This window comes from Streptomyces europaeiscabiei (assembly GCF_036346855.1).
Classification (GTDB): domain Bacteria; phylum Actinomycetota; class Actinomycetes; order Streptomycetales; family Streptomycetaceae; genus Streptomyces; species Streptomyces europaeiscabiei.
Genome location: NZ_CP107841.1, coordinates 10239603 through 10252815, shown reverse-complemented (window position 1 = coordinate 10252815; position 13213 = coordinate 10239603). Strand labels below are relative to the sequence as shown.

Here is a 13213-nt window from a genome sequence, read left to right as displayed (position 1 = left end):
TGCAGCGGGGACTCCGGCAGATATGCGGTGCGGTCCGGCACATCGGTGTCCGGCGAGCAGAACGGGCATCGAGCGAAGTGGCACATCAAGGCGGAGGCCGACAAGAAGCGCAGTACGGTTTGCTGACGAACATCGCCGCTGAGGCGGGAGTCTCGCTCAGTACCGTGTCCAAGGTGGTGCACCGACGTCGGGACGTCGGCGCGGTGACACGGGCCAGGGTCGAAGAGCTGCTGGACCGCTACGGCTACGCCCGTCCCTGGGAACGGGATCCCGCGACGCCCCGGCAGATCATCGCGGTGTTCCGTGACCTGTCCGGCCCGTACACCCTGGAGGTGGCGCGCGGGATCGTGGACGCGGCCGGTGAGCTGGGCATCGACGTGGTCACCGGGACCACGGGCCGCCGGTCCATCTCCGGGTGGCTCGAGGAGTGCGTGGCGCTCGGGGCGGCCGGGATGGTCATCGTGATCTCGATGCTGGCCGAGGAGGATCAGCGCCGGATCGTCGATCAGCGGATCCCCGTGGTCCTGATCGACCCGCTCAGCGCACCGACGCAGGACATTCCCAGCATCGGCGTGACCAACTGGAGCGGTGCCCGGGACGCCGTGCAGCACCTGCTGGGCCTCGGGCACACCCGGATCGGCATGATCGCGGGCCGCTCGCACTCCTTGGCCGGGGCGGCACGGGTGCACGGCTACCGGGCCGCGCTGGAGGAGGCCGCCCTCGCCTACGACCCCGCGATCGTCCGCTCGACCGACTTCGACTACGCCGAGGCGCTCGCCGCCAGCCTGCAGATCCTGCGGGCCGACGACCCGCCCACGGCCGTCTTCGCCGCCAGTGACGCCCAGGCGCTCGGCGTTCTGGAGGCAGCTCGACAGCAGGGCCTCGGTGTCCCCGACGACCTGGCGGTCATGTCCTTCGACGACACTCTGGTGGCGGCCATGGCATGCCCGCCACTGAGCGCCGTAAGGCAGCCGTTCGAGGAACTGGGGCGCGAGGCGACGCGGGTCCTCCTGGAACTCGCCCAGGGCCGGACGCCCGCGTCCCCGCGCATCGAACTCGCCACCGAGCTCGTGCTGCGGACTTCGACGAGGCCCTCGACGACGGCTCGGACTTCGGCGGTGTCCGGGTAGCACGGAAGGCCCGGACACCGGCGGTGTCCGGGCAGCGCGGTGGGCCGGCTCCACATGCCACCGGCCCGTGATGGGCCGGCCTCCCGCCCACTCACTCCCGTTCGACGGCCACGGGCACCGTGTGATGGCGCAGGACCGTCGCGTCCCGCTCTCCGCCGACCAGCCGAATCGTCCCCTGCTCCGGTGTGTCCAGGCTGGAGGAGCCCACGTGCAGCACGATCTCGCCGGGCTCGACGATGCGGCGGCCGTCCAGGCCGGTGAAGGCGAGGCGGTCGGTGTGGACGCGGAAGTGGGCCACGGCCCGTTCACCGGGAGCGAGAGCCACTTTGGCGAAGCCCAGCAGGGACCGTACGGGCCGTGTGACCTGGGCGACCGGGTCGACGGCGTACAACTGGACCGTCTCGGCGCCCTCGGCCTCCCCTGTGTTGCGCACCCGCACGCTGACCGTGAACTCGCCGTCCGTCAGCACCTGTTCGCGGTCGATGACCAACTCGTCGACCTCGAAGGTGGTGTACGACAGCCCGTGGCCGAACGGGAACGCGGGGGTGGGGTCGAGGTTGGACAGAAAGCTCTGCCGGTCTCCGAGCGGCGGGTGGAGGTAGGTGTACGGCTGACCGCCGGGCGAGGTGGGGATCTGCACCGGCAGCTTGCCGCTGAAGTTGGCCCGTCCCGCGAGGAGCCCGGCCACGGCACGGCCGCCCTCCTCGCCGGGCAGGAAGACCTGCACCATGGCCGCGGCCGTGGCCGCGAACCGTCCGACGGCGTAGGGCCTGCCACTGTTCACCACGAGGACGACCCGTCTCCCGGTCGCCAGGACCGCCTCGACCAGCTCCTCCTGGACTCCCGGCAGCCGCAGGTCCTCCACGTCACAGCCCTCCCCCGAGGTACCGATACCGAACATGCCCGCCTTGTCGCCGACGACCAGAACGGTGAGATCGGCCGCCGAGCAGGCGGCCACCGCGGCCGGGATGCCGGCCCGGTCCTCGTCCCTGATCGGGCAGCCCTCGACGAACTCCCATTCCACGGACGGAAGTTCGTCGGCAAGGGCGGCGCGCAGGGAGGTCGCCTCCACACCGTTGCCGAGGTCGTCGCGGTCGGCGAGGACGTGGTTGGGGAAGCTGTAGCAGCCGAACATGGTGCGTACGTCGTCGGCGCACGGCCCGATCAGCGCGATCCGGCCGCCGGCCGGGAGGGGCAGGGTCCCGTCGTTCGCCAGCAGGACGGCGCTCGACCGGGCGACGGCGAGGGCGAGCGCGCGGCTGCCGGGCTTGTCCAGGTCCAGCTCGCCCGCGCGCAGGGCGGGCGGGAGCGGGTCCCGGTCGGGGTCCAGGAGCCCGAGCTCGATCTTCTGCCCCAGCACCCGGCGCACCGCCCGGTCGACCAGGTCTTCGTCCACCCGCCCCTGTTGCACGGCGTGGACGAGGGCGTCGCCGAAGCCGCGCTGGTCGGGCAGTTCGACGTCCATGCCGGCGCTCAGGGCCAGTCCCCCGGCCTCGGGCAGGTCGGCGGCCACGCGGTGGGCGTTGACCAGGAAGGGCAGCGACCAGTAGTCGGAGACGACGGTGCCCTCGAAGCCCCACGCGTCCCGCAGGACGTCGGTCAGCAGCCAGCGGCTGGCGGCCGGTGCCTCCCCGTCGATCTCGGCGTACGAGTTCATGACCGAGCCCACGCCGGCGGCGACAAGCCGTTCGAAGGGCGGCAGGATGACGTCGAACAGTTCGCGGCGGCCGGCGTGCACGGGGGCGTGGTTGCGGCCGCCCATGGAGGCGGAGTACCCGGCGAAGTGTTTGAGGGTGGCGTACACACCGGCGCTCTGCAGCCCGGTGACGTAGGCCTCCCCCATCTCTCCCACCAGGTACGGGTCCTCGCCGTAAGTCTCCTCGCAGCGGCCCCAGCGGTAGTCGCGGATCACGTCGACGACCGGGGCGAGGCCCTGGTGGACGCCGGCCTCGGCCATGTCGGCGCCGATGGCCTCACCGACCCGCCGGATCAGTTCCGGGTCGAAGGTCGCCGCCATGCCCAGCGAGGTGGGATAGATCGTCGCCCCGTAGGCGGTGAAGCCGGTCAGGCACTCGTCGTGCGCCATCGCCGGGATGCCGAGCCTGCTCTGCGCCATGATCTGCCGCTGGCGGTCGGCCAGGGCGCGGGAGTGCTCCAGGGCGGGCCGGGGCAGGGTGCCGTAGGGGCGGGTGAGCTGGCCCAGGCCGTGCCGGGCGGTCTCGGTGAGATCGCCGACCCGGTCGAAGATGCTGGTGCCCGGGGCCACCTCGGGGCCGGCCGGTTCGACGTCCTCCCAGGTGCTGCTGAGCTGCGCGACCTTTTCGGGGAGGGTGAGCCGGGCGAGCAGGGCCTCGACCCGGTCGGGAGTCGGCAGCGCTGGATCGGCCCAGGGCCGGTCGTCCTGTTCCTGGGGGATGCCGCTGTGGTCCGGCATGGTGGTCGTCATGTCACGACTCCTCGGGGATGGCCGATGCGCGCGAGGGGGCGCTCGGGGTGTGCACGGGCATGCCGACCGGACCGGGCGCGTTGCCCGGCCGTCGTGCGAAGCGAAGTGCCCTACTACAGGGGTTACTTGGAGAAGCCGGCGGTGAGGCCGGCGACGAGCTGGCGGCGGGCGAGGATGAACAGCGCGAGCATCGGCAGGGTGGAGAGCACCACCGCGGCCATCGTGGCCGGTACGTCGATGCCGAACTGGCCGCGGTAGAGGGTCAGTGCCAGCGGCAGCACGGCCTTGTCGCCGCTCTGGGTGAGGATGAGCGGGAAGAGGAAGCCGTTCCAGACCTGCAGTCCGTCGTAGACGGCGACCGTCATCAGCGCCGGGCGGGCCAGGGGTGCGGCGAGCGAGAAGAGCAGGCGCCAGTCGCCGGCGCCGTCGACGATCATCGCTTCGAACAGCGAGCGGGGCACGTCGCGCAGGAAGCTCACCAGAATCATCACGGTGATCGGCAGTGCGAACGCCGCCGAGGGCAGGACGATCGCGAGCAGGCTGTCGTACAGGTTCATCCTGATGATCAGCAGGTACACCGGGATGATCACCGCCTGCAGGGGAATGGCCAGGCCCAGCAGGTACAGCCGGAGGGACACGCGCGAGAGCCTGCTTCCGGCGCCTCGGACGATCGCGAACGACGCCATGAGGGCGACGACGACGGTGAGCGCGACCGTCGCCGCGGTGACGACGAGGCTGTTGAGCAGATAGGTCGTGAAGTCGCCGGACATGACGGTCCGGTAGTTGTCCAGCGTCGGGTGGCCCGGGAGGGCCAGCGGGCTGTCGGCGGTGAAGTCGGCGCGGGTGCGCAGGCTGGTCACCACCAGCCAGTACACGGGTACGACCACGATCGCCGCCCAGCAGAAGGTGGCGCCGCCGGTGAGGGCACGCCGCAGCGCGCCGACGGCCGTGAACCGACGGGCGGGCCCGGGCCGCGGGGTCACTGACACGCCGTCGACGGCACCTTCACGGTCGTGGCCGGTACGGGAACCGCGGGTCTTGGTGACGGTGGTGCTCACATGCCCTCCTGCTGGCTGTCCATCCGGGTGAAGCCGGACAGGCGGGTGGTCAGCAGCGACAGGCCGAGGCCGCTGACCACCAGGAGGGTGGCGACGGCGCTGGCCCGGCCCATGTCATGGGCCTGGAATCCGGTGATGTACATGGAAAGGGGGAGGACGCGGGTGGCGGTGCCCGGACCGCCGGTGCCTCCGGACAGGACGAAGATCAGGTCGAAATAGGTCAGCGAACCGACGAGCATGAGCGTGCTGGAGGTGACCATCGTGTACTTCAGCTGGGGGAGCACGATGTGCCGGAAGCGGGTCGCCGGCCCGGCTCCGTCGAGGGCGGCGGCCTCGTACAGGGCGGTCGGGATCTGCCGTATGCCGGCCTGGTAGAGCAGGGCGTGGAACGGCACGAACTGCCAGGCGATCACGAAGATCACCGTGTACAGGGCCAGGTCCGGGGAGCCCAGCAGCGGCTTCGCCAGCCAGTGCAGTCCGGGCGTGGCGCCGAGACCGAAGGACGGGTCGAGCAGCGCCTGCCAGGTCAGACCGATCGCCACGGCGGACAGCAGCAGCGGGAGGAAGAACAGGACGGCGAACAGGGCGCGCAGCCTGCCGCGGGGCGCCTGGAAGAGGCCGAGTGCCAGGGCGACGGGCGTCTGCACCAGCCAGCTGATCACCATCACCTTGACGGTGAGCCACAGCGCTTGCCAGGTGGCGCCGTCGGTCAGGACTGCGCTCCAGTTGGCGCCGCCCGCCCAGCCGACGGAGCCCAGGCCGTCCCAGCGCGCGAGGCCGAGCACCAGCACGCCCACCAGGGGGACCAGGCCGAACATGCCGAAGAGGAGCAGGGCGGGGGCGGCCATGAGGAGGCCGCTGGAGCGGCGGCCCCCTGCACGGCCGGTGCGAAGAGCGGTGGTCACGAGGTTGCCCTGCTCATGTTCGTGCCGAACTCGGCGGGCGGGATCTGCCGCAGGAACGATTTGTCGGTGTTGGTCAGCAGCGGGTCCGCCTGGTCCGACGGCAGCGCCTGGTCCCAGGAGAGCTGGAAGCTCGGCGCGTTCTGCACCAGGCCGTAGACGAACGTGAGCCACTCCTTGTCGGACGACGACTTCACCGCCGCCAGCTTCGCTTCCAGGCCGTTGACCGGCGGCACGCTGCCGGCGGCGAGGTAGGCGTCGACCTGGGAGTCGTTCAGGACGTAGTCCTCGAGGTAGGTGAGCGCCGCCGACTTGTGCTTCGACGACGAGTTCAGCGACAGGAAGTTCGAGGGGTTGCCGACAATGCTCTTGGGGTCTCCGGTTCCGTCGGGCATGGACGGGAACGCGGTGTAGCCCAGGTCGCCGTTCTTCAGGAGGTCCGGCGCGGCCTTGGCGATGTTGGCGTACTCCCAGGTACCCATCACCTCCATCGCCGCCTTGCCCGTGTAGAGCAGGGCCGTGGAAGCGCCCTGGTCGTAGTTGACGGAGGAGGCGTTGTCGCCGAAGGCGCCGGCCTTCGCCAGGTCCTGGAGGCGCTGGTTGGCCTTGGTGACCGACGGGTCCTTCCACACCGAGGCGTCACCGGAGGCGATCTTCGTGAACACCTCGGAGCCGCCCTCGCGGTCGAGCAGGTACTCCAGGTACATCAGGGTCGGCCACTTGGAGTTCGCGGCGAGGGAGAGCGGCACGACGTCCTTGGCCTTCAGCTTCTTCACCGCGGCCAACAGGTCGTCGTACGTCTTCGGCGGCTCTACGCCGGCGTCGGCCAGCACCTTCTTGTTGTAGTAGAGGACGACCGGGGCGAGGCCGTTCGCGGGCACGCCGTACACCTTGTCCTCGAAGGTGGCGCTCTGCATCACGCTCGGGGTGAACCGGTCGGTCTTCACGTCCGACGCCTTCAGCGCGTCGACCTTGCCCGCCTCGACGTAGTCGTTCAGGGCTCCGCCGCCCCAGCTGAAGAAGATGTCCGGGGCCTGGTTCGCACCGAAGGCGACGCGCAGCTTCTGCTTGTAGTCGTCGTTGGCGAACAGACGCAGAGTGATCTTCTCGTCCGGGTGGTCCTTGTTGTAGGCGTCGACGGACTCCTTCAGGATCGTCTGGTCGTTGAGCGCCCACATCGTCAGTCCCTTCTCCGACGACGTCGTGGACGGCCCCGACGTTCCGCACGCGGCGAACCCCAGGGCCGCCGACAGGGCGACCGTGGACGCAACAGCGCGTCGAATGCCGGGAGTTCTGAGATCTCCGATGACCGGGATTCCCCGCATGGTGTGCCTCTCTTCTGGCGCCATTCCTTCGGCATTGGCGAGCCGGACGAACACGGGAATCATCACGAAAGTGTTTCGGACGAACCAGCTCGGTCGGCTTGCCTGTTGGCCGGGACACTGACATGGAATTCACACCCGGGACAAGCAGGGAAATTCCTCGGTTACGAAAGACTTTCGCATCACGGGGAATCAGGCGGTGGGAAATCGCCTCAAGAGAGAGCCGTCGAGATTTCGGCGCACGTGAGGGGGTGTCGGGCAGCGGCCCCGTCAGGACGTTCAGGCCGAGAGCGACGCGCGCCCGACATCGGTCCGGAACGGCGCTGCCAGGGGTGGCACCGCCGCGCCGCCGTAGGCTCCGCCGCAGTCCAGCTGATGAGATCACCCGGCCCGACGGAGGGCGTCGGCCGCGTTCACCGAAGAGGCCCGGGGGCCTCCGAGGATGCCGGAGTACAGCCTGATCGTCTCCACTGACCCGGAACAGATGACTGACGTCGGCGACCGGTTCGACGTCGTCATCGACACCATCTCCTCCCCGTGCGACCTCGGCCCCTACCTGCGCCTGGTCGACACGGACGGAGTGTTCAGCCATCTCGGTCACCTCGGTCACCTCGGTCACCTCGGACCCGTCACCGTGGAGACCACCGACCGACCTGCTCGTGGGACGCGAGAAGCTCGGCTCCGCCGACAGCGGCGGCAGGCCGGCGACCCGCCCCCATGCTGGGCTTCTGCGCCACTCACGGCATCATCGCCGACATCGAAGCGCTCCCTCGGCACAGGCGAACGAGGCCCTCGACCGCCTCCGGCGCAACGACGTCCGCCACCGCTTCGCACTCGACGTTCCGACCTGGACCGAACGGCGAAAGCCAGGAACCGCAGTAGATGTAGATCAGGAACCGCAGCAGATGAGGGGGAGGTGTGTCCACACGGTCCGGACGGCCCGCGGGACAGGTCCCGAAGCAGATACCCACCGGGCGGTTCCAGCCGCTGGTCGGCCGACGTGCCGGGTGAGGATCGCGCGCCTTGGCTGCCACAAGGAGTCGCCGTCCGAATGATCCACAATTGATGGGCTCAACCTGGCGTCACTCCCGCGTTGCCGCCGATACCCCGGTGCACCCCTGCGCCGCCGTGGAGCTGCGGCTCCGGCTCCCGTCGCGTTCCGCACGAATCGCGGCACCCGGCGACCGCACCAGCAGGAGAGAGGAACTCGTGCCCACGAGCAGAACACCGGCACTGGCGCCACGACCGCATGCCGTGAACGCATGCCGTGAACGCATCGGCTGATGCTGGAACTCGGCAGTGACGAAGGGCCGACATCCCGTTGACGGGACCGATCAGCCCGTAACCTCACGACCTCGGGTAAAACGCCAACATCCCATGCCGGCACACTCGTTGGAGGTAACTTCGTCGGCATGAGCAACGACATCCGCATAGATCGATCCCCGTCCTCCGGGGGCGGTATCCAGATCACGGTCAGCCTGTCCCCCACGGTTTTGGCGAAGCTCCAAAAGGACGGCTCCTGGACGGAGTCCATCACTGAAGGCCAGGTCACTGGCGACGGACCGGCCATCACCCAGATCGAGTTCAAGGTGCCTTAGGTCTCCGGTCCCGGGCCGGCCGGTCTTCCAGTGGCGTGGCAGCAGCAGGACCGGCACAGGGCGAACGCCCGGAACCGCTCGTCCGCCCTCCGCCGGACGGCCCTACGGCTGCTACTTCGCCACCGACTCGGCCTCGGACGGCCATCCCCACCACGCCTGCCGTGATCCTTCCGCCCTACGGTCAATGACCGGAGGCGGGTGCCGCCCGGCCGGAATCCACGTGCGGTCCAGTCGCCCCACGTGATACTTCTCCCTGCCATGGGCGATCTCGTAACGGCGCGGCTCGTGCTTCATCCGATGACCGTCAGCGAGGCTGAGCGAGTGGTGACGGGCGAGTCGGTCGGTGATGGCCGGTGGGCGCCCGGATACCCCACCGATGGGGACGTCTCCGCTGCCGGGCGCTTCCTGGGCACCTGCGCGCATACGGGTGATCCCCAGCCTTTCGGCAACTATGAGATCCGTCGACGCGACGACGGTCGGTCGATCGGCGGCCTGGGCTTCCATGGACCTGCGGACGAGAACGGCGTTGTCACGATCGGTTACGGACTCATCCCGTCAGAGCGAGGCAAGGGATACGCCTCCGAAGCCCTCCGCGGACTGCTGATGTTCGCGCGGGCACACGGCGTCACCCGCGTGAAAGGTGACGCCGACCAGGACAACGTCGCGTCCCAGCACGTCATGATGGCAGCCGGCATGCAGCCGGCCGGACAAGATGAACGCGTCAGGTATTTCGAGATCGTCTGGACCGACGCGTCGGCGCAACCCGACCCACGCTCCTGACAGTGTTCCCCCGTCAGGCAGGCGGTGAGGGCGCAGAACGCCGCAGAGCGCGCCGCAGAGCGATCCGTCCACGGGCGACGCAGTGTGGAGGAGTCGGCTGACCCTTCTCCGCCGCACTCACCCTCGCCGTAGCGACAGAAGTCGAGGGCTGGTTCCATCGCAGTCCCGGTTCTGTGAGGAACCTGCGGGACTGCGCGCGGCCGCACCCGCACGAACGGCTGTGGCCGCCGAGAGCCTGGGGGACCTGGTGGGTCGGGCAGGCCTGTTCGGTGAGGTCTGCCCTGGTTTTGTACGCGAGAGCGGGGAACGCTTGTCGACGGTGCCGGGCAGCACTCAGCGATCAGTCAGCTCGAATTTCCATGAGATCCGACAACGGGTCTGGATGGGGCGCACCGCTGCGGGGGCCGTCTGTCTGGTCTCGGTGACCGCCAGGGTTGACCGCCATGGCATTCGGAGGCACCGCACCATGTGCCGGACTACCAGCAGGCAACGTTGCGCGACAGAAATGGGTTGCGGTTGAAGATCGCGGGCACTGCGGGAGGCGTTGACCAGGAGGGTGGCCATGAGAGAGGCAACGACTGGATGCCCGGGAGAGGGGACGTCCGAACCTCAGAGGCCGGCACCCGGTGTGGCCGGTCCGGTGGCCGCCGATCGTTGCACGGCGACAAGCACGCGAACCGGGCCCTACGTCGAGCCGCGGGCCGCGCTGTCGCTGCTGGGCGCGTCGGACAGGGTGATGCGGGCCGTGATGCGTTTGCCGACCGGCGTCTGCTCGACGGCCAGATCCTCGGTGACGGCCTTGACGATCTCCAGGCCGTGCTGGCCGATCCTGTCCGGGTCGGGGGCTCGGGCCGCGGGAACGGTGGGGTCGCTGTCCCACACGACGATCTCGACAATGTCGGTCGTGATGCGCAGTTCCAGCAGGACAGGGCCGGGCGCGTACTTGCGGGCGTTGGTGACCAGCTCGCTGACGACCAGTTGCGTGAGGTCCCTCGCGCGTGCGGAAACGGGCAGACGGCGCTCGGTTCGGGCCTGGTCGAGGAAGGCGATGGCGTGGCGACGGGCGTCGGCGATACAGCTGTCGTCTCCGCCCAGGGCATAACCTGCCCGCATCAGGTGCTCATCCGGCTCGGTACAGCCGTCACCGTCAGCATCGGACCCCACGTGTCTCGCCCTCATTCCCCGTACACGCGCACGCCAGTACCCGCCATACCGTCACCCATGCCACGGCGGTGTCGTCCGGCACAGCCGCCCTGGTGCGTCCGGCCGGGGCAGTGGGGCAGAATCATCCGTGCATGCCCTGCCCCGGGGCCAGCCTAAACGCAGTTGAGGAGACGGTGACCGCCATCGAGCAAGCGGACCGGCCGGGCCGGCTCTCCGTCGAACACCGCATGGTCGACGACGTCCGGGTCGTGACGGTGCGGGGCGAGATCGACCACGATGTCAAGGACATCCTCAGCGAAGCCCTGCTTCCCGAGGAGGGTGAGGTGCCGCCGCCGCGGATCGTGGTGGATCTCAGCGGTGTGACCTTCTTGGACTCCAGCGGTATCAACGTCCTCGTCGCCGCCCAGCGGCGGGTAGGCGGCGTGCAGGGCTGGCTGCGCATCGCCGCCCCGCAGGAGTCCGTCCTGCGGATCCTGCAACTGGTCGGCGTCGACACCTTCATCCCGTGCCACCCCACCACCGAGCAGGCCCTGAACCCCTGACCGCACCACCCGGGCCGGTTCGGGTCGTCCTCCGGCGGTAAGCGTCGGCCGCACGACAGCCTCGCCCTGACCTGCCGCTGAGGCAGCAGCTGCCCAGCCGACCACCGTCACCGCGATCGAGCGCAGGTGGTCAGGCAGCGCGTTCACGGCCGCTGCGAAGAGACGGGGCAGGCGTGCGGCGGTCGGCGGTCCGGCGCGGGGACGAGCCCGTTGGCACAGCGGTCCCGGACCCCGCACGGCGGTGGCGGCCGCCGTCGCCGATCACCCGTTGACGCCTGCGCGTATACCCAGAGCGACAGGCCGACGTCGCCACCGTGCCGGTCGGCGAAAGCGGCGCGGCGCCAGAGCAGGTGGCGAGGTTGACCACGACGTCGGGCTCAGGTCGGACGGGACTGGCGAGGTGGGGTCATGGCCCAGCGGATGGTCCGGGTCAGGACCTGTCCGGTGGGACGTACGGCGAGACTCTCGACGACCGGTACCCGGGGCAGCCGCAGCATGCTGCGGGCCCAGGGCGGGAGCAGCGCGACGGCGTTCGCGGCCAGCCCGCCGTAGAAGGGCCGTACCGCGAGGGGCAGGGGAGGCTGGAACAGCAGGAAGCGGGCGGCGGCCCGGGCCTCGGACGAGGCCTTCAGTTCGTGTCGGTAGGCCGTCAGGCGCGCGGAGAGCTCGCGGCGGTCGCCCGGTGGGTCGCTCACCCCCAGCGCCGCGGCGACGCACGCCGTGTCGGCCACGTAGGCGTCGTAGCCCGCGTCGTCCAGCGGGCGGGCTCCGAAGCGCTCGTGGGCACGCAGAAAACTGTCCGTCTCGGCAGCGTGCACCCAGCCGAGCAGATGCGGATCGGCCGCGTGGTACGGCACGCCCTCGGCCGTCGTCCCTCGAATCCGCTCGTGGATGCCACGGACGTGGTCGACCGCCCGCTGGGCGTCCGCGGCGGTGCCGTAGGTCGTCACGGCCAGGAAAGTGCTGGTGCGCTGCAGTCGGCCCCAGGGATCGCCGCGATACCCGGAATGCCCGGCCACCGCGGCCATGGCGAGCGGATGCAGGGACTGCAGCAGCAGAGCGCTCAGCCCACCGATGAACATCGAGGCGTCACCGTGAACCGTGCGGATCGGGCGGTCCGGACCGAACCAGCGCGGGCCCGGGGTGTCATGGATGCGGGTACGCGTCGCCGGCCCGTCGGGGCCCGCGACGCGGCGGAACAGGGCTTCGCCCAGCTGTTCACGGACTACGGTCAGCATGGTCGGCCTCCCCTCTCCTGCTGTCCAGTGTCCGCGATGCCCACCCGGACGCCGACACGACAGCACGGTTCAGACGGCACAGTGCGTGCGGCGCCCGACGGCGACGGCCCCCGGATCCGTGAGCCCTTCCCCCGCCTCCCCGTGAACCGGCACCCCGCGCGGTGCGCATCCGCGTCCGATCGGACGGGATCCGGCTCGCTCCACAAGCGCCTCGCTGACCGTCCCCCGACCGCAGCCTGATCAAATCGTTTTCTGCAGATGATCCAGGGGCGTCAGAATGGTGTGATGGACCATCACTTCGTTGGCATCCCGGAGTTGACCGGTGTTCCCCGTGTTGCTGTCGTCATCGACGTCATGCGCGCCTTCACCGTGGCTGCCTGGGCCTTCTCGCGTGGCGTCGAGAGGATCGTCCTGGCCTCGACGGAGAGCGAGGCGCTTGCCTTGAAGGAGAGCCGTTCGGGTTGGCTGGCCTTGAAGGACGGAGCTCCGGCGCCGGGCTTCGACGCGGTGAACTCACCCGGCCTGCTCAGGTCACGCGATTTCGCCGGCCGCACGCTGGTGCAGAAGACGACGGCAGGAACCGTGGGCGCGCTGGCCGTCGCGAACGCACCGCTGGTCCTGTGCGCGAGCTTCGTGGTGGCCGGCCCGACCGCGCGGTTCCTGCGAACCAAGGATTCCGGCCCGGTGACGTTCGTTGTCACCGGCGAGGGAGGCAAGGCCGACGAGGACCTGGCCTGCGCCGAATACATCGGCCGATGTATGGCCGGAGGCGATGTCGAGGCGGCCCCCTACCTCCGGCGCGCGAGGAATTCTCGGGCCGCGGCCGATCTTGCCGGTGGGCTGCGCAGCGGATACCACCCGGACGATGTCGAACTCTGCCTGGAAGTCGACAGGTTCCCCTTTGCGATGATGGCTCGCCAGGAAGAGGCTCTCACCGTGCTCCGTCCCGTCACGGTGCCCGACCTCCCGTCCAGTCTCCGCTGACCTGCCGGAACTCTGCATGGCACCCTGTAAGGACGGTCCCGCCCAGCGC

At 69.8% G+C, this 13213-nt stretch carries 11 protein-coding genes; 5 read left to right on the top strand and 6 right to left on the bottom strand.

Translation table 11 applies throughout. From position 1 onward, the window contains the following. The first annotated feature begins 77 nt into the window (after nt 1-77). Nucleotides 78-1130, top strand: coding sequence for a LacI family DNA-binding transcriptional regulator (locus OG858_RS44540; protein ID WP_328543809.1), 1053 nt, complete (start codon nt 78-80; stop codon nt 1128-1130). Nucleotides 1131-1221: 91 nt separating this feature from the next. On the opposite strand, the gene OG858_RS44535 is transcribed toward OG858_RS44540, so the two are convergent. The 4 genes from OG858_RS44535 to OG858_RS44520 form a co-directional block, all read right to left on the bottom strand. Continuing rightward, nucleotides 1222-3576 (bottom strand): glycoside hydrolase family 3 N-terminal domain-containing protein, encoded by a 2355-nt coding sequence (locus tag OG858_RS44535; protein ID WP_328543810.1) that lies wholly within the window; start codon nt 3574-3576, stop codon nt 1222-1224. Nucleotides 3577-3698: 122 nt separating this feature from the next. After that, complete coding sequence (locus tag OG858_RS44530) at nt 3699-4634, bottom strand: carbohydrate ABC transporter permease (protein WP_328543811.1); 936 nt, start codon at nt 4632-4634, stop codon at nt 3699-3701. Continuing rightward, entirely contained in the window at nt 4631-5482 is an 852-nt protein-coding gene (locus OG858_RS44525) for a carbohydrate ABC transporter permease (protein ID WP_086749902.1), read from the bottom strand. The genes OG858_RS44530 and OG858_RS44525 overlap by 4 nt, the downstream gene beginning before the upstream one ends. A 53-nt stretch (nt 5483-5535) precedes the next feature. Next, nucleotides 5536-6924 carry an extracellular solute-binding protein gene (locus OG858_RS44520; RefSeq protein WP_328543812.1) on the bottom strand — a complete coding sequence of 463 codons (1389 nt, stop codon included), beginning with the start codon at nt 6922-6924 and terminating at the stop codon, nt 5536-5538. 1346 nt (nt 6925-8270) lie between these two features. Between OG858_RS44520 and OG858_RS44510 the strand changes: the two genes are divergently transcribed. Continuing rightward, complete coding sequence (locus tag OG858_RS44510; RefSeq protein WP_086749899.1) at nt 8271-8456, top strand: hypothetical protein; 186 nt, start codon at nt 8271-8273, stop codon at nt 8454-8456. 258 nt (nt 8457-8714) lie between these two features. Next, the gene (locus tag OG858_RS44505; RefSeq protein WP_086749898.1) at nt 8715-9236 is read left to right on the top strand and encodes a GNAT family N-acetyltransferase; all 522 of its coding nucleotides are present in this window, start codon (nt 8715-8717) and stop codon (nt 9234-9236) included. A 684-nt stretch (nt 9237-9920) separates the two neighbouring features. On the opposite strand, the gene OG858_RS44500 is transcribed toward OG858_RS44505, so the two are convergent. Then, entirely contained in the window at nt 9921-10400 is a 480-nt protein-coding gene (locus OG858_RS44500) for an ATP-binding protein (RefSeq protein ID WP_086749897.1), read from the bottom strand. Nucleotides 10401-10573: 173 nt separating this feature from the next. Here OG858_RS44500 and OG858_RS44495 point away from each other — a divergent pair, with 173 nt between their 5' ends. After that, nucleotides 10574-10942 (top strand): STAS domain-containing protein, encoded by a 369-nt coding sequence (locus tag OG858_RS44495; RefSeq protein WP_328543813.1) that lies wholly within the window; start codon nt 10574-10576, stop codon nt 10940-10942. 377 nt (nt 10943-11319) lie between these two features. On the opposite strand, the gene OG858_RS44490 is transcribed toward OG858_RS44495, so the two are convergent. Beyond that, nucleotides 11320-12180: an oxygenase MpaB family protein gene (locus tag OG858_RS44490; protein WP_319264545.1), complete on the bottom strand. Its 861-nt coding sequence runs from the start codon at nt 12178-12180 to the stop codon at nt 11320-11322. A 285-nt stretch (nt 12181-12465) separates the two neighbouring features. Here OG858_RS44490 and OG858_RS44485 point away from each other — a divergent pair, with 285 nt between their 5' ends. Then, nucleotides 12466-13164, top strand: coding sequence for a 2-phosphosulfolactate phosphatase (locus tag OG858_RS44485; protein WP_086746471.1), 699 nt, complete (start codon nt 12466-12468; stop codon nt 13162-13164). Nucleotides 13165-13213 lie beyond the last annotated feature (49 nt).